At 65.7% G+C, this 15,833-nt stretch carries 13 protein-coding genes; 5 read left to right on the top strand and 8 right to left on the bottom strand.

The annotated features are described in order from the left end of the window. Nucleotides 1-23: 23 nt before the first annotated feature. Nucleotides 24-1,943 (bottom strand): beta-CASP ribonuclease aCPSF1, encoded by a 1,920-nt coding sequence (locus tag P2T60_RS02650; RefSeq protein ID WP_276281013.1) that lies wholly within the window; start codon nucleotides 1,941-1,943, stop codon nucleotides 24-26. 352 nt (nucleotides 1,944-2,295) lie between these two features. On the opposite strand from P2T60_RS02650, the gene P2T60_RS02645 reads away from it, so the two are divergent. Then, nucleotides 2,296-2,790 carry a DUF7984 family protein gene (locus P2T60_RS02645; protein WP_276281012.1) on the top strand — a complete coding sequence of 165 codons (495 nt, stop codon included), beginning with the start codon at nucleotides 2,296-2,298 and terminating at the stop codon, nucleotides 2,788-2,790. A 3-nt stretch (nucleotides 2,791-2,793) separates the two neighbouring features. On the opposite strand, the gene P2T60_RS02640 is transcribed toward P2T60_RS02645, so the two are convergent. Further along, complete coding sequence (locus P2T60_RS02640; protein WP_276281011.1) at nucleotides 2,794-3,546, bottom strand: ferredoxin--NADP reductase; 753 nt, start codon at nucleotides 3,544-3,546, stop codon at nucleotides 2,794-2,796. A 188-nt stretch (nucleotides 3,547-3,734) separates the two neighbouring features. Between P2T60_RS02640 and proS the strand changes: the two genes are divergently transcribed. Continuing rightward, nucleotides 3,735-5,192, top strand: coding sequence for a proline--tRNA ligase (gene proS / locus P2T60_RS02635; RefSeq protein ID WP_276281010.1), 1,458 nt, complete (start codon nucleotides 3,735-3,737; stop codon nucleotides 5,190-5,192). A 7-nt stretch (nucleotides 5,193-5,199) separates the two neighbouring features. Here proS and P2T60_RS02630 read toward each other — a convergent pair whose 3' ends face one another. After that, a complete protein-coding gene (locus P2T60_RS02630; RefSeq protein ID WP_276281009.1) occupies nucleotides 5,200-7,122 on the bottom strand; it encodes a DUF7282 domain-containing protein in 1,923 nt (640 codons plus the stop codon). A gap of 403 nt (nucleotides 7,123-7,525) precedes the next feature. Beyond that, nucleotides 7,526-7,942, bottom strand: a complete 417-nt coding sequence (locus tag P2T60_RS02625; protein WP_276281008.1) for a MaoC family dehydratase — start codon at nucleotides 7,940-7,942, stop codon at nucleotides 7,526-7,528. A gap of 88 nt (nucleotides 7,943-8,030) precedes the next feature. On the opposite strand from P2T60_RS02625, the gene P2T60_RS02620 reads away from it, so the two are divergent. Then, on the top strand, nucleotides 8,031-8,849 hold the full coding sequence (locus P2T60_RS02620) for an alpha/beta fold hydrolase (protein WP_276281007.1): 819 nt from the start codon (nucleotides 8,031-8,033) through the stop codon (nucleotides 8,847-8,849). Further along, nucleotides 8,842-10,428: an AMP-binding protein gene (locus tag P2T60_RS02615; RefSeq protein ID WP_276281006.1), complete on the top strand. Its 1,587-nt coding sequence runs from the start codon at nucleotides 8,842-8,844 to the stop codon at nucleotides 10,426-10,428. Before P2T60_RS02620 ends, P2T60_RS02615 begins: the two co-directional genes overlap by 8 nt. A 1-nt stretch (nucleotide 10,429) precedes the next feature. Here the strand turns inward: P2T60_RS02615 and P2T60_RS02610 are convergent, their stop codons facing one another. The 3 genes from P2T60_RS02610 to P2T60_RS02600 form a co-directional block, all read right to left on the bottom strand. After that, complete coding sequence (locus P2T60_RS02610; protein ID WP_276281005.1) at nucleotides 10,430-10,654, bottom strand: hypothetical protein; 225 nt, start codon at nucleotides 10,652-10,654, stop codon at nucleotides 10,430-10,432. Between the two features lie 379 nt (nucleotides 10,655-11,033). After that, nucleotides 11,034-12,263 (bottom strand): digeranylgeranylglycerophospholipid reductase, encoded by a 1,230-nt coding sequence (locus P2T60_RS02605; protein WP_276281004.1) that lies wholly within the window; start codon nucleotides 12,261-12,263, stop codon nucleotides 11,034-11,036. Between the two features lie 375 nt (nucleotides 12,264-12,638). Then, a complete protein-coding gene (locus tag P2T60_RS02600; protein ID WP_276281003.1) occupies nucleotides 12,639-13,382 on the bottom strand; it encodes a hypothetical protein in 744 nt (247 codons plus the stop codon). A 359-nt stretch (nucleotides 13,383-13,741) separates the two neighbouring features. Between P2T60_RS02600 and P2T60_RS02595 the strand changes: the two genes are divergently transcribed. Beyond that, nucleotides 13,742-14,758 carry a twin-arginine translocation signal domain-containing protein gene (locus P2T60_RS02595; RefSeq protein ID WP_276281002.1) on the top strand — a complete coding sequence of 339 codons (1,017 nt, stop codon included), beginning with the start codon at nucleotides 13,742-13,744 and terminating at the stop codon, nucleotides 14,756-14,758. 21 nt (nucleotides 14,759-14,779) lie between these two features. Here the strand turns inward: P2T60_RS02595 and P2T60_RS02590 are convergent, their stop codons facing one another. Further along, a complete protein-coding gene (locus tag P2T60_RS02590) occupies nucleotides 14,780-15,703 on the bottom strand; it encodes a hypothetical protein (RefSeq protein ID WP_276281001.1) in 924 nt (307 codons plus the stop codon). Nucleotides 15,704-15,833 lie beyond the last annotated feature (130 nt).

The following is a 15,833-nucleotide window of genomic DNA, read 5'->3' as shown; positions in this document are numbered from 1 at the left end:
CGACCGTGACCGCTCGAAGTGGCCTACTTGAACCGGAAGGTCTCCAGATTCTTGGGCGCGAACGTTCGCATGTTGAACTCGTGGTAGAGCGACGACGAGAGGTCTTGGACGCTCGACTCGTCGCCGTGGACGCACAGAATCTTCTCCGGGCGCGGGTTCATCGTCTTCACGAAGTTCATCAGGCCCTGCCGGTCGGCGTGGCCGGAGAAGCCGTCCACCGTCTCCACGTCGAGTTTCAGCGAGAGCTTACCGTTCCGGCCGCCGCCGCGGTTCATCGGAATCTCGTCCCATCCGTTCTGGATACGTCGGCCGAGGGTTCCCTGTGCCTGATAGCCGACGAAGACCATCCGCGAGTCGGGGTCGCCGCCGACGTGTTCGAGCCACGACATGATGGGGCCGCCCGTGACCATGCCGGAAGTCGAGAGGATGATGCACTGGTCGCCGTCGGCCACCTCTTGTCGCTCCTCCTCGCCGCCGTCGATGTGGTTGAACTGGTCGGCGAGGAATGGGTTCTCGTCCTCGTGGAAAATGCGGTCGCGCAAGTCGTCGCGCAGGTACTCGGGATACGTCGTGTGGATGGCCGTCGCCTCCCAAATCATGCCGTCGAGGTGGACTGGCATCTCGGGGATGTCGCCTTCGCGCATCGCCTCCTCTATGACGAGCATCATCTCTTGGGAGCGACCCACCGCGAACGCCGGGATGACGACTTTCCCGCCCTTCTCGTAGGTCTCGTTGATGACGCGCTTGAGTTTGCGCTCGGAGTCCTCTTGGTCGGTCTGGTAGTCGTTGCGACCGCCGTAAGTCGATTCGAGGATGAGCGTCTCGACCCGCGGGAAGTCGTTGACCGCGCCGTTGAACAGGCGGGTGTCGTCGTAGTGGATGTCACCGGAGAACGCGACGTTGTACAGGCCGTCGCCGATGTGGAAGTGCGAGACGGCCGACCCGAGGATGTGGCCCGCGTTGTGGAGCGTGAGTTTCACGTCGGGCGCGATGTCGGTCACGTCGCCGTACTCCAGCGGGATGGTGTGCTTGATGGCCTCACGGACCATCTCGGACTCGTAGGGCGGCGCGCGGCCCTCCTTGGCGGCCACGTCGAGGTAGTCCAGTTGGAGCAGACCCATCAGGTCGCGGGTCGGTTCGGTGGTGTAAATCGGGCCGTCGTAGCCGTACTTGAACAGCAGTGGAATCAGCGCCGAGTGGTCGAGGTGGGCGTGGGTCAGCACCACCGCGTCGATGGTCTGGGCACCCGCGCCGAGCGCCTCCTCGACTTGGAGATACGGCACTTCGCCTTCCGCGCCGGGTTTGTCGCCGCAGTCGATGAGGATGCGGGTCTCGGGCGTCGAGAGGATGAACGAGGCCCGACCGACCTCCCGGCAACAGCCGAGCGTCGTTACCCGGACGTACTCGTCGTTGGACATCTCCTCGCGGTGAATCTGGCGGCCCACCTTTTCGAGGATGTTCCGGCGGTCGTCACGTTCCTGTTTCAGGAAGTTCCGGACGTTCGAGACCGTCGAAGACTCGATGGGCGGCGTCCGGACGACTTCGGGCGTCCAGCCGACTTCTTGGGTTATCTCCCGGAGGGTCGAACCGTGCTTGCCGATGACCATGCCGGGCTTCTCGGCTTCGATGACCACCTCGCCCGTGTCGGCGTGGAAGTCGAGGTCGGTCACGCCCGCTTCGTCGGGAATGACCGCCATTACGTCCTCGCGGGCGTCTTCGGGCCGCGACAACACGTCGGGGTCGGGGCGGACGGTGATTCGCTTTCGGAGTTGACTCGCCAACTGCCGGATGAGGTCGCCGTTCCGGGCGAACTTCTTGGGGTCGCGCGTGTACACGACCAGTTCCGGGCCTTCGTACTTCACGTCCGACACCGAAATGTCGCTCGGTAACTCGCTCGTAATCTCTGCTCGCAGGTCCTCGAGTTGCTGGTCTACTTTACTCATAGTGAAAAAGTCGTTCCGTCTGTCGGTGCTGTCCTCCGTGTCGGGGCGTCGCGTCCGACCGGCGTCTCGTCGGACCCGCCACTGCGGGCTACTTGCTCGCGGGGGCAGGTCGAACCGGTCGGAATGCCGTCAGGACTACGATTTAGAGTACAGCACAGCATAGATTTCGCTTCTCCGCGGGATGTTGGAACTCGCGCGTCTGCGAGTCGTCCACGTCCCCGGAGATACCGGGGAAGACCGGACGCTCACTCGGGGACGCAGGAAAACCCGCTTATCGGCCATTAGTCCCCGATATTATAAAAGCCTTCCCAAAGTGGGCAAACCCAAGGTCCCGGAAGCCGTCTCCTCCGGCATGCGACTGACTCCCGAGCGAGTCGCCGACGAGTACGAGTGGGTCCGGGGCCGGGCCGATACGGTGGTACCGCTAGTGAACGACGTTCGCGCGGACCTCGGCGACCTGTTCGACACCGACGTAGACGACGTGAGCGCCGACGCCTACCGCGAGGAGGTGGACGCACTCTTCGCCGACGGCGACTGCGCGGTCAACGTCGCCGCGCTGGTGGCCGTCCTCCGGGAGTTGGACGTGGAAGGCGACTATCCGGGGTTCGTGGTGGACGAACTCCTCGGGCGCGAACTCGCCGGGACCATCGCCGGGAACCAGCCACTTCGACTCCTCGGGGAGGCCACCTTCCACTACGCGGACGTGTCTGTCCACGCCGAGGCGGACCGCGAGACCGCGGGCGCGGACGACTTGGACGCCGCCCTCGCCGCCGGGTTCCAGACGCGACTGCCGGGGTGGGACTGGCGAGAGACCGAGAGTCCGTTTTCGGTCGGCGGCCCGGAGTAGTGCTTATCCCTCGTCCGACACCTCGTCGCCCTCCCAGCCTTCGACGTACATCCGGTCGTCGGCCACGCCCTGCTCGTCCAGATACTCTCGGGTCTCGACCACCATCTCGGGCACGCCGCAGACGTAGAAGTCCCGGCCCTCGAAGTCGTCCAAGTAGTCCGCGAGGTGGTTCTGTACGTGGCCCTCGGGTCCGGCCCAGTCGTCGGCCTCCGAGAGGACGTAGGTCACGTCGAAGTCCGGGGAGTCGGCCGCCAGTTGGTCGAGAGTTTCGCGGTAGATGACGTGTTCCTCGTCCTTCTCGCCGAAGAAGAAGTGGGCGTTTCCGGTCCCCTCCCGGACGTACTGCTTGGCCATCGCTATCATCGGCGTGATGCCGGTTCCGGTCGAGACGAAGGCCACGTCCGAGTCGATATTCCGGAGGTAGAGGTTCCCGCCTAACTCCTCGATTTCGATGGTGTCGCCGGGCGTGCGCTCGTGCATCCACGTCGAGGCGGTGCCGTCGGGGTAGCGCTTGATGGCGAGGGTGATGCGCTCGCTCCCCGGCATGGCCGTGGCGGTGTAGGGTCTGACGACTGCCTCGTCCTCGCTGTCGCCTCCCTCGTCCTCCGCCGGACTCTCCGCCCGCGGGAAGTGGACGTGGGTGTGCTGGCCGGGGTCGAACTCGAAGGTGTAGCCGTCGGACTCCAACACGAACTGCTTGACGTTCGGCGTCATCCGGTGGACGGACGTGACCGTGACTTCGTGGGTGTCGGCCATCGTGGAATCGAGGGTGCTACGACGGACGCGGGGATAACTCGGGTGGCCGACCGCGGGACTCCACCGCGGGAGTTCCGCCGGAGTTTATGCGGCGCGCGCAGGACTGCGCGCGCCGCCAATCCCAGTTCGCTCGAAACGCTACCAAAGCTTCATCGCATTTAAGACCACATCGAAGAAACTCCTACCCAATGAGCGACGACGAGCAGGAACTCGGCATCACCGAGTCCAAAGAACACAGTCCCGGAGATTGGTACGCGGAAGTAGTCACGAAGGCCGAACTCGCCGACTACGCGCCCATGGGCGGGTTCATCGTCACCCGGCCCCGCGGGTACGCCCTCTGGGAGGGGCTACAGGACCACCTCGACTCGTGGTTCAAGAAGACCGGCGCGCAGAACGCCTACTTCCCCGCGCTCATCCCCGAGAGCTACCTCGAACGCGAGAGCGACATCGTGGAAGGCTTCGACCCCGAGGTTGCGTGGGTGACTCACGGCGGCCACGACGAACTCGAAGAGCGACTGGCTTTCCGGCCCACCAGCGAGTCCATCATCACGCCGTTCATGAGCAACTGGGTCCGAAGCCACCGCGACCTGCCTCTGCGCCTGAACCAGTGGTGTAGCGTCATCCGGTGGGAAGCGACGGAAACGAAGCCGTTCTTCCGAACGAAGGAGTTCCTCTGGCAGGAGGGCCACACCGCCCACGAGACCGAAGACGAGGCGTGGGACGAGACGATGACCCGCTTGGACCAGTACGAGAACCTCTACGAGGACGTGCTGGCCATCCCCGTTCTCCGCGGTCGCAAGCCCGAACACGACAAGTTCCCCGGCGCGGACACCACCACGACCGTCGAGGCGCTGATGCCCGACGGCAAGTCGGTCCAAGGCGGGACTTCCCACTACCTCGGCCAAGGATTCGCGGAAGCCTACGACCTGACCTACACAGACGAGAACGAGGACGAGCGGGTCGCTCACACCACCTCGTGGGGTCTCTCGTGGCGCGCACTCGGCGCGCTCATCATGACTCACTCCGACGACCAAGGGCTGGTCGTCCCCCCGAAAATCGCGCCCGAGCAGGTCGTCATCGTCCCCATCTGGAACGAGGACAACCGCGAGAAAGTGCTGGAGTACGCCGAGAGCGTGGCCGACGACTTGGACGCCGCCGACGTGCGCGTCGAGTTGGACGACCGCGACGAGCGCAATCCGGGCTTCAAGTTCAACGAGTGGGAACTGAAGGGCGTCCCCGTCCGACTCGAAATCGGTCCCAACGAGGTCGAAGACCGCGAGGTCACGGTGGTCCACCGACCCGACGGCGAGGACGCGGTGGAGGACCGCGAGCGAATCGACGAGACCATCCAATCGCACTTCGACCGAGTGTACGCCAAACTCTACGACGCGGCCAAGGAGAATCTGGAGGAGAACGTCCGCGAGGCCTACGAGACCTCCGAGATTCTCGGCACCATCGGTCGCTACGGCGGCTACGTCAAGACGCCGTGGTGCGGCGACGAGGCCTGCGAGCAGGTCATCAAGGAGGAAATCGCGGCCGAAATCGTGATGGTCCCGATGGACCGCGACGAGGAACCCATCGGCGAGGAGTGCGGCGTCTGCGGCGACGAGGCCTGCGAGACGGCCTACTTCGCCAAGTCGTACTGAACGCGGTTCACCGCTCTCCTTGTGTTTTTCTCCGCGCGAGCGCGAGACCCGCCAGAAGCGCGAGTAGCGCCGCGCCAGCGCCGAGACCCGGAAGCGAGGTGTCGGTCGAGGGCGGCGAGGTGGTCCCGGCCGTCTCGGGACCGTCAGTCATCCGGGTCGTCTCGGTGGTGGTCTCGGTAACCCCGGACCGAGCGAACGCGACCGACTTCGAGGCGGCGACGCGGTGGTCCGACTTCCCGCCGGTGTACGGTTCGTCGGTCTCGCGGTCGAACTCGCCGTCTCCGTCGGCGTCGCGGAACGCCACGGCGAACAGCGTCGCGTTCGCTCCGAGGTCGGCGTCGAACTCCACCGAGACGTTCCGCTGGCCGGGGGCGAGGCGGTCGGACGCGCCGAGTCGGTCGCCGTCCACGGAGTCCCGGCGGACGACGACGAACCCGCCCGAGGGGAGTTTCGCGGTGACGTTCGCGGCCGACGCGCCGACGGCGGCGATTCGCACGTCCGCCTCGGGTTCGACCACCACGCCGGGGTCCGGGCCGCCGTAGCCCATCACCGACTCGTCGCGGTGGCGGAGCGTCACGTCGAAGTCGGTTCCCGGCGGCACGTCAGAGAAATCGAACGTCGGCGCGAAGACGAACCCCTCGCTCGCGTTCCGTACCCGGCCGGACTCCTCGAAGCGGAAAGTGTCGTTCGCGCCCTCGACGACGACGGTGACGTTCGAGCGCGGCGGGAGCGTGGTCTCGACGCGAACCGTCCGGTTCGGGGCCGACCCGACCCGGACCGTCTCGACGCCGCCGTCCGGTTCGAACTCGCCGTCGGCGACGTTCCCGGCCGGTTCGAAGTCGGCGTCGCGGTCCCAGAACTCGAACTCGTCGGTCACGGACTCGGCGTCGTCCGCGAGCGTGGACGACGCCGCCACCGAAAAGTTCGCGCGGAAGTGATAGCCCGGTTTCACCGTCCCGTCGCGCCCGCCCGTGACGTTCACGTCGGCGGGGTCGGCGACGAGGTAGTAGCTACGGTTTCGGGGGTCGGCGACCACGCGCGTCGAGTCGGGCGCGAAGTGCATCACCGCCGCACGAATCTCCGCGCCGGGATTCAGTTGCTCGACGCGGAGTCGCGCCGCGTCGGTGGCGAGGAAGTCGAAGAAGCGCGCGGTCACGTTCGACCCGTTCCGGGCGGCAATCGCGCCGTCCAACCCCGAGGCCCGGAGTTCGAGGACGAGCGTGCCGTTCGTGACCACCGTTCGGGTTCGGGTGAAGTCGCCCGACGACCGCGCCGCGTCGATGGCCCGCAGGGACGAGAGGTTCGCGGACGGGGGCGCGACGTAGGTCCGGAGGGCGTCGGTGGACCGCTCGCCGACGGTCACTTGCGTCTCGGCGGTGGCCGACTCGCCGTCGCACGCCGAGGCGTCACCCGCGCAGGCCAGCACCTCGTAGGTACCGACCGCCAGCGGCGTCGGTCCGTCCGACGCCGACCGGACGGTCAGGTCGTCGCCGTCTCCGGCGCGGTAGGTGGCGTCGTAGGTGTTCAGACGCACCGTCGCTGACCCGTCGCCGTCCCGGTCCCGGACCGCGAGCGTGGCCGAGTAATCGTCGCCCGAGACCGAAATCGTCGCGTTCGCGCCCTCGGCCATCGAGACGGGTATCGCGGCGACGCCGCCGCGAGCGACGTGTTCGATGCCACCCTCGAACGACGGGGCGTGGGAGACCGGGGATGCGGTGGAGGGGGACGCGGTGGAGGGTGTTGCGGCCGACGAGGATTCGACGGAGGGGACCGCGGTCGGAGACGCACCGGTCGGAGACGCACCGGTCGGGGTTCCGGTGGGCGAGGCCGCGGCGGTCGTTCCGACCGCCGCGGCCGGAACTCCGGCCGTCACGAGCAAGATAGCTACCAGACAGGACGCCGAACGTCGCAGGTGGAGGGCGAGCGACATATTTCGGACTGCTAACTAGTCGGGAAAATACTTTGTGATGGGGTCCGGCGGCGGAGACGCGGTAGCGGACGGAAAGACCGCGATTACGGAAACTGTCGAGGGGACTAGGGAAGGGGGCGAACCGCCGAAGAACCGCTTCGGAGAGGTGGAAGAGAGAACCGCTTCGGAGAGGTGGAAGAGACGCCGAGACGCTACGTCAGGCTTGAACCGATGAAGACCGCACCGCGACCGCAACCGCGGACCACACCCTCCCCAACCGACTCCTTCACTCGTGCCTCCGGCACTCGCTCAGTCGTCCCTCGCGCGGACGGGCGCGGCACGGAGGCCGCGCCAGCGCGCGCCGGTGTTGAAAATTGAAATCATTTCTTTGAGAAACAAAAATATTGCTCAGAGAAACGTATAGTTAGTCCCGGCTCTCGTGGGGCACCGACATGACGACCGCTTCGCCCGACAACACCTGTTGGCTCTCGCCGTCGCCCTCGGCCGCCGCGACGGTCTCGACGCGGAGTCGGTCGTCGCCCAAGTCCTCCTCGACCGTGACCGTCGCGGTCACGGTCTGGCCCGGTCGGACCGGGTTCTCGAAGTCGAGGTCCTGCGCGAGGTAGATTACGTCGCCGGGCAGGTCCGCGAGGGCGGCGCTGACGACTCCCGCCGACAGCATCCCGTGGGCGACCCGTCCGCCGAAGAACGTCTCGGCGGCGTAGTCGTCGTCGCGGTGGATGGGGTTGTCGTCGCCCGTCAGGTCGGCGTAGGCGTCGATGGTGTCTCCCGTGACCGTCAGCGTGGCCTCGGCGGTGTCGTCTACGGATGCGACTGGCATGGTCGAACCTCGCGGCGCGCGTCGAATCAATCCGGGGGTTAACATGTGAAACGGGGTTTTGAAGGCGGCGTCCTCCGTGGGTTCAGCCATGTCATACGCAGACAACGATGGGGTCTCGCTCTACTACGAGACCACCGCTCCGGCCACCCACGGGAGCGACACCGAAACCGTCGCTCTCGTGGAAGGACTCGGCTACGGCCGGTGGATGTGGCGCTGGCAGAGGGACCGACTCGCCGACGAGGGCTACCGCGTCGTGGTCTTCGATAACCGCGGCACCGGCGACTCCGACGCGCCCGAGGGTCCTTACACCATCGCGGAGATGGCGAGCGACTTGGAGGCGGTCCTCGCGGACGCGGGCGTCGAGCGCGCCCACGTGGTCGGCGCGAGCATGGGCGGGATGATTGCCCAGCAGTACGCCCTCGACTACGACCGGGCCGAATCGCTCGGCCTGCTCTGCACCAGTCACGGCGGCGAGGAGGCCCTCGACGTGCCCGAGGAGACCCAAGCCCGGATGTTCGGCGTGCCCGACGACGCCGACGAACGCGAGGCAATCCGGTACAAGATGGAACCCGCGATGTCCGACGATTTCTGGGCGGACAACGACGACCTCATAGAGGACATCGTGGACTGGCGACTAAAGGGCGACGCGACCGACGCGGGCCGGGAGGCACAGGCCGCGGGCGTGATGGCCTTCGATTCGAGCGACCGACTCGCCGACGTAGACGTGCCGGTCCTCGTCGCCCACGGCACCGACGACCGGGTGCTTCCGGTCGAGAACGCCGACCTCATCTACGAGAAACTCTCGAACGTCCAACTCGCCGTCTTCGAGGGCGGCCCGCATCTCTTCTTCATCGAACAGGCCGACGCGGTAAACGACCGACTCGTGGAGTTCCTCGCCCATGTTTAGCCACGACGAGCGACCCTACGACTGGGTGGGCGCGTGGAGCGAGAAGCGCGCCGGTCTCTCGCCCGACGCGGTGGGACTCGTGGACGCGACGACCGGCCAGCGCTACACCTACGCCGAGTTGGACCGCCGAGCGAACCGCACCGCCCGACTCCTTCGGTCCGAAGGAGTCGGGCGGGGCGACCGGGTGGCGGTCCTCTCGCGCAACCGCCCGGAACTCGTGGACCTCTTTTTCGCCACCGGGAAGACCGGCGGGATTCTCGCGCCCCTCTCCCACCGCCTCGCCGCGGGCGAGTTGGTCGAGATGCTCAACGACGTGGAACCCTCTCTGCTCGTCGTGGAGGAACCCTTCGCGGACCTCGCGGCGGACGTACTGGACCGCGAGGGCCGGGAGTTCGACTGTCCGGTCCGGTCGCTTCCCGCTGACGACTCGGACGCCGACACGTCGGCGTCCGCGTCGCAGGCGACGGCCCGGTGCTCTCCGTGGACCGACGCGCTCCCCGACGACGACTCGCCGGTCGAGGCGGCCGACGTGTCGATGGACGACCCGCACCTCTTTCTCCACACCGGGGGTTCGACCGGCGTCCCGAAAGAGACCGTCGTGACTCACGGCTCTATTCTCTGGAACTCGTTCAACACCATCACCGCGTGGGGGCTTCGGCCCGAGGACGTGACGCCGATGGTGTTCCCGATGTTCCACACCGGTGGGTGGAACGTGCTGACGGTACCCCTGTTCCACCTCGGGGCGACGGTGGTCCTCGCCCGCGAGTTCGAACCCCGCGAGGTCCTCCACCTCGTGGAGTCCGAAGGCGCGACGGTCCTCGTGGCGGTCCCGGCGGTCCTCCGGATGATGGCGAACCACGACGACTGGGCCGACACCGACCTCTCGACGCTCCGGTTCGCCAAGTCCGGCGGCGGTCCCTGCCGGGAGTCGGTCATGGAGGCGTGGTGGTCCCGCGACGTTGACCTCTCGCAGGGCTACGGCCTGACCGAGTGCGGCCCGAACAACTTCACGATGCCCGACGGGTGGCCCACCGAGAAGGCAGACAGCGTGGGCGTGCCCGCGATGCACGTGGACGCGCGCATCGCGGACGAGGACGGCGGGGAACTCCCGCCGGGCGAAATCGGAGAACTCGAACTGGCGAGTCCCCACGCCGCCGACCGCTACTGGCGCAACGAGCAAGAGACCGAGACCACCTTCGGCGACGGGTGGGTCTCGACGGGCGACTTGGCCCGCAAGGACGACGACGGCTACGTCTACATCGAAGGCCGCAAGAAGAACATGTACGTCTCGGGCGGCGAGAACGTCTACCCCGCCGCGGTCGAGGACCGCATCGCCGACCACCCGAAAGTCGAGGAAGTCGTCGTCGTCCCGGTGTCCAACGACCAGTGGGGGCAGGTCGGGAAGGCCGTCGTGCAGGGCGACGAGTCGCTGACTCTCGAAGAACTGACCGACTTTCTGGACGGGAAGCTCGCCCGGTTCAAGCGCCCGCGACACCTCGCGTTCGTCGCGGAGATGCCGATGTCCGGTCCCTCGAAGATAGACCGACAGGCCGTGAAAGCCGAGTTCGGCGAGGAGTAGGTCACTGGTCGGCCTTCGATTCGTCACTCGGGTCCGGGGTGTGAGAACTGCGCTCGTAGGTCCGGATGTCGCGTCGGTCGCCGATGGTGAATCCGAGTAAGATACCTGCGAGCAGGCCACCCGGCCCGAACGTGACGCCGATGGCACCACCGGCGATTGCGCGGCCACCAGTCGGCGGTAGTTCGCTGGCTCCGCCGTCAGTGACCCCGGCGGGTTCGTTCGTCATAGTAGTCAATTTACCCTCTATCGTGTTAAGCTTCCGGGTGTGTATTCGGTTCTGTCCGACGACAGCCGCGACGAGAATAGTCACGAACTGTACGAACACCAAGACGGGATTGCTTTCGAGAAACGTCACGACGGGAGTCACTGCAAAGCCGAGCGAGATTCTGTCGGCTATCGTTGTCGCTGTTTGGATAATCGGCGGGGCGACGCGATTATAGGTCCAGTTTCCGACGAACTAAACGGCAGTCGCGGCGACGAACCGGACGAACCAATGACGACGACCGAGCCACATCCGACCCCCCTCATAGAGCGTCCGAAGACCGTCGTTTACGGCAGTACCGGCACGCCGAAACGAGTCGGCCGACTGCCGAACGTCGGCGTCGTCAGAAGAGTCGTTCCTTGGCGAACTGGGCGAGCGTCGGGATGTCGTCGGTGTGGAGCAGTTTCAGGACGCCGCGGATGCTCCCGGCGTTGGCCTTCCGAAGTGCGTCACCGTCCACTCGATTCAGGTCTCGGATGAGGGTGTCGTAGCGCTCGTTGGGCACGAGATAGAGCAGTTGGGTCATCAGCAGGCGGGTCCGCATCTTCGGGGCCACCCGCTCGTGCCAGAGGTCGTCGTAGATGGAGAGCTTCTCGGCGGAGGTGTCCCGGTCGCTCGACATGAAACACCGGTCGGCGGTGACGGCCGCCGCGCGCCCCGACTTCATGCAGGTGTGGATGCCCTCGCCCCAGAGCGGGTCGATGGTCGGCACCGTGTCACCGATTGCCATGAAGTTGTCGGTGCTGAAGCCGTCGGGCATCTGGATGTGGGCCGACCCGCGGTGCTGTTTGCCCGCGATGCGTTCGGCGTCCTCGAACCGGGGGTCCGTGTCCAACCAGTACTGGAGGTAGTCGTCGATGCCCATCCCGTCTTGGGCGTAGTCGCGGTGGGCCTCGTTCTGGATGTAGCAGAGACCGACCTTCGCGGTGTCCTCGCCGGTGTGGAAAATCCACGAGTAGCCGCCGGGTGCGAGTTCGTGGTCGAGGCGGAGCATCATCGTGTCGGTGAGGTCGGCGTACCCGTCGGCGTCGATGTCGATGCCTTCGAGTTCGTACTCGACGCCGATGGCCTGATGTTCGCGCTGGAGACCGGTCACGCCGAGTTTCTTGGCGAGCGGTGCGGCCGGTCCGGTCGCATCGATAACGATGTCGCCGTACACCTCTTGGTCGCCGTTGTACCGGACGCCCACGATGTCGCCGTCTTCCATGATGGGTCTGGAGACGCGAGCGTCGAACCAGCACTCCGCGCCGTCCTCGCGGGCGTCGTCCACGAGGAAGTTCTTGAAGTCGGCGAATTCGAGGACGGCACCGGGTTGTCGCCGGACGAAGTGTTCGTTCGGCGACTCCAGTACCACGTCGTCGGTGTAGTTCATCACCACGTCGTCGGGAATCCCGAACGCGCCCATCATCGACGGGAACGTCCCGGCCGTGGACTTGTTGCTCTGGGCGGGGAACTCGTCTTCGCCCTCGGTTTCGAGGAGAACAACGTCGTAGCCCCGTTCGGCAACGTCTCGGGCGCACTGCGCGCCCGCCGGTCCCGCACCCGCAATCACAACGTCGAAGTGGTCAGTCATGGCGTGTCGCTCCGGAGGAGGTAGAAGACAGCTTCTCGTCTGCGATTCGTGAAGCGCGGACCGAACTGCCGTCGAAACCGCGACCGGATTGTCGCGTCCGACGAGTTCGTTCGGCAGTAGAACTCCCGTTCGAGAGGGTCGCCGGAGCGGGCCGACTCCCCGTCGTCCCTCCGGCGTCGATGTCACCGGACCGCGTCCGGATAGTCGGCGAGGTTACCCCGCCGGTGTCGTTTTCGTCCGCAGTCATCTCTACTGCTGGTAGACACCTCTTCCATAAAAAACGGACGCAAACACTCTCGCACGGGAATCCTGTTGGCGCGAGGTGGGCAAAAGAACGTATGTGTCAGTGCCGGTAGCGGTCGCGTTCCCGCGGAGTCACTCCGAGTCGCGGACGACTTCGGCGTTCTCGTACCCTTCTCGGACGCCGCGGACGGTGTAGGAGAACTCGAAGTCGCCGGTGCCCTCGCGGGACTCGACGACGATGTGGTCGGTCGTTCGCTCCGTGACCGCGAGACCGGGGACATCGACAGCGTACGGCGTGAGTTGGACCACAAGGTCCTCGTCGTCGGACGTGACCATCCCGAAGTGTTCGGGGAGGTCGATTTCGGCCCGGCCGTCTTCGAGTTCGGCGACGCCAGTCGTCTCGGTCTGCGCTCGGTCGGCCTCGACTGCGGTGTAGGCGACCCGCTTCTCGCCGTCGGCGGTATCGACGGTCTGGACGAAGTTCTTGGTGCCGGAGGCGGTGAAGTCGCCGTCTACGTGCAGGTCGCCGTCGGAGTAGACGGCGTATCCGCCGCTGTTGTTGAGTCCGTGGACGGCGTGGCCGTCGGAGGCGCTGGAGTAGCCGTAGATACCGTACCCACCGTTGTCCGACAGGTTGAGGGCCGAGATAGCGGTGGACCCGGTGTCGGTCGTCCCCTTGAACGCCGTCGTGTCTCCGGTCTCGATTTTCAGACCGGTCTGGTCGAAGGTGCTGTCCACCGACCACGTTTCGCCGAGGTGGTCGTGGTCGGTCGCCGCCGACGCGGTTCCCGATAGCGCGAGCGGAAGGCCCGCGAGTCCGGCCAGTTGGAGGAAGGTTCGACGGTTCGAGTCGTTCGACTGATTTTCTTCCGACATACCTGCATGATAACGAAAGCTGGAATTTTAATCTTTCCACTAATAACTATATGAATAATAGTCCGGGTACTCGAAGACGGTGCGCGACCGGACCCGCGAATCTCAGACGTAATTGCGTTGCTCTAAAATAGATATACAATCGCCAAGAAAACGCATCTCTATCTCTACCAATCGAAATTCCGTCCGTCGGGGAGGCGCTCACGTCGTCGTCGCACCGCGGGTCGGTCGTGTCGCCGTCGAACGGGAAGCCATCGCTGCCGTCTCGTTCGTCTGGGTAGTAGCTCCTTTATTGTCTATTTCGAAGATATTAATTTAATTAGCCAAAACACTGATTAATGTGTCTGAATTCTAAGTAAACGATGTCCGAGAAAGACGACTCGAATCAGCGAATCGATGACGACCGACGCGACTTCTTGCAAGGAGTTGGAGCGACGGGAGCGGCGACGACGCTCACGAGTCTCGGTGCGCTCGGCGGACTGGCCGGGAGTGCGGCGGCGTACACCGAAGAGAACTACGAGTGGCGCAAGCAGGACCGACAACTCGCGTCCTACAGTCCCAGCGGAAGCAGTACGGAGTACGAACTCGAACTGACTTCCTCGCTCGCGTATCTCGAATCCTACACCGACGGGAACGGCGACTGGGTTCACCACTTCAACATGGGTGGTACCGCCCAGATTATGAGCAAGCAGACGTGGGAAGGTTCGAGCGCGTGGTCCGAGTGCGAGGACGTGTATCGACACAAGATTGGCATCTACAACCGGAACGCGAGTACGTCCTACATCCTCGCCTCAACCAAGGACGACCGGACGGGTGCGGACCCGATTCCCCAAGACCAAGACGGCGGGAACAACTTCGGCGACGCCGCATTCACCGCGATGAAGGCCGCAGTCTCGGAAGTCAACAAGAAGTTCAACTACCTGATGACGGCGGCGGAAATCGTGGACGCACTCCTCGGCGACGCCGACGAGGACGAGGGCAACGACTACAAGGAGTTCCGCTGGAACTACAGCGCGCGAGCACCGAGCAACCTCCCGGTCAAAGCGGCGAACTCGTGCGACTTCAAAATCGAGAACGACCCCGGATACTCCTCGGCCCACTTCGACGTGAGCAACCTCGCGGTCGGCGACAAATCGACGAGTACGTCCATCTCGTGGACGGTCAGCGTGGACCCGATGGGCAACATCGAGTCGCTCAACGGCGGGTCTGTCTCGACTGCCGACGCGGGACTGGAACCGGTCCCCACCGACGAAATCCCGGACGACGAGGATATCCAGCAACTCGCCGACGGCGGGACGCTCTACCGCGCGACCGACCCGAAGGTGACGGTCCGCCGGAACTACGACCTCGACCGCCAGCAGACGCGCTCGGACGACTGAGACCGGACCAACGCCGCCCTATCAACTCGCTCCGGTCGTCGTCGCCGCGCCGCGCGTGACCGTCGCCACCGTCTCGGACGCGTCGCCGCGCCGGTGGACCACCTCGACGGTTTCGGGCACTCGGTCGCGGAACGCGAGGGTCGTCCGATACTCGACGGTCCCGACGCACTGGACGCAGACGCCCGCGGTCGGTTCCGTGGCGGCGACCGCCACCCGGAGGGTGTCTGCCGAGGGGACCGAAACCTCGGCGAGTCGCGCACCGTAGCAGGGGTTCGGTACCTGTATCGACCCATCGACTGCGACCGACTCCTCGGCGAACGAGACGCTGGCGTCGTCGGCCGACCCGCAGGACCCCCGGAACGCGGTGAACGTCCGGTCGGTGAGTTCGGGCGGACAGGCGGCGTTCGTCGTGGTCGTCGCCGTCTGGACCGCGCCGTCGGCCGCGACTCGCACGTCGGTCCGCGAGTCGTTGCAGTCGAAGCGCGCTCGCGAAATCTCGACGGTCCCACTGCCCGCGCCACCCGCGTCGCCGGTCGTGGCCGTCTCGCCGACCTCACCGCCGGGCCGGAGTTCCAGCGCGTAACGCGCGGGTTCGAGCAGTCGGAGCGTCAGGTATCCGTCCGCCGGGAACTCGACCGACCTGTCGAGAACCGCCGACTCGTCCCGAACCAGTCGCAACCCGACTGTCCGCGACTCGTCGCTGTCGTTCCACACTCGGACGCGGTGGGGTCGGTGGCTCTCGGGAGTCGAGACGCCCGCGCGAGTCCCGACCGAAATCGTGGTGAACGGCCGGTCGGATTCCGACTCGATGCCGGTGAAACCGTCTCCGGCGGTGGTCGTTCCGGTCGTAGTCGTCTCCTGCGCGCCGGTCGCTCGCGTCCCGACGACCCCCGCGATTCCGGTCGCTCCCAGTCCGACGGCCCCCAGTAGTTCCCGTCGATGCATGGACTACCGCACGACGCTACCGCGGATACGCTTTGTGGGGTCGCTCGCGTCCGGAAGCGCTCGCAAGCGCTCGCGGTATCCGTGCGCGCAGGACTGCGCGCACGGATACTCGTCGCCGTCGGGCGACCGT

Origin of the sequence: Halorussus caseinilyticus (assembly GCF_029338395.1) — an archaeon.
GTDB lineage: Archaea > Halobacteriota > Halobacteria > Halobacteriales > Haladaptataceae > Halorussus > Halorussus caseinilyticus.
The sequence above is the reverse complement of the archived record's forward strand: the minus strand, read 5'-3'. Positions and strand labels throughout refer to the sequence as shown.

What these genes read in the sequence shown, in the direction of transcription:
- P2T60_RS02650 (WP_276281013.1), bottom strand. Translation starts at nt 1,943, where the DNA reads ATGAGTAAAGTAGACCAGCAACTCGAGGACCTGCGAGCAGAGATTACG.
- P2T60_RS02645 (WP_276281012.1), top strand. Translation starts at nt 2,296, where the DNA reads ATGCGACTGACTCCCGAGCGAGTCGCCGACGAGTACGAGTGGGTCCGG.
- P2T60_RS02640 (WP_276281011.1), bottom strand. Translation starts at nt 3,546, where the DNA reads ATGGCCGACACCCACGAAGTCACGGTCACGTCCGTCCACCGGATGACG.
- proS (WP_276281010.1), top strand. Translation starts at nt 3,735, where the DNA reads ATGAGCGACGACGAGCAGGAACTCGGCATCACCGAGTCCAAAGAACAC.
- P2T60_RS02630 (WP_276281009.1), bottom strand. Translation starts at nt 7,122, where the DNA reads ATGTCGCTCGCCCTCCACCTGCGACGTTCGGCGTCCTGTCTGGTAGCT.
- P2T60_RS02625 (WP_276281008.1), bottom strand. Translation starts at nt 7,942, where the DNA reads ATGCCAGTCGCATCCGTAGACGACACCGCCGAGGCCACGCTGACGGTC.
- P2T60_RS02620 (WP_276281007.1), top strand. Translation starts at nt 8,031, where the DNA reads ATGTCATACGCAGACAACGATGGGGTCTCGCTCTACTACGAGACCACC.
- P2T60_RS02615 (WP_276281006.1), top strand. Translation starts at nt 8,842, where the DNA reads ATGTTTAGCCACGACGAGCGACCCTACGACTGGGTGGGCGCGTGGAGC.
- P2T60_RS02610 (WP_276281005.1), bottom strand. Translation starts at nt 10,654, where the DNA reads ATGACGAACGAACCCGCCGGGGTCACTGACGGCGGAGCCAGCGAACTA.
- P2T60_RS02605 (WP_276281004.1), bottom strand. Translation starts at nt 12,263, where the DNA reads ATGACTGACCACTTCGACGTTGTGATTGCGGGTGCGGGACCGGCGGGC.
- P2T60_RS02600 (WP_276281003.1), bottom strand. Translation starts at nt 13,382, where the DNA reads ATGTCGGAAGAAAATCAGTCGAACGACTCGAACCGTCGAACCTTCCTC.
- P2T60_RS02595 (WP_276281002.1), top strand. Translation starts at nt 13,742, where the DNA reads ATGTCCGAGAAAGACGACTCGAATCAGCGAATCGATGACGACCGACGC.
- P2T60_RS02590 (WP_276281001.1), bottom strand. Translation starts at nt 15,703, where the DNA reads ATGCATCGACGGGAACTACTGGGGGCCGTCGGACTGGGAGCGACCGGA.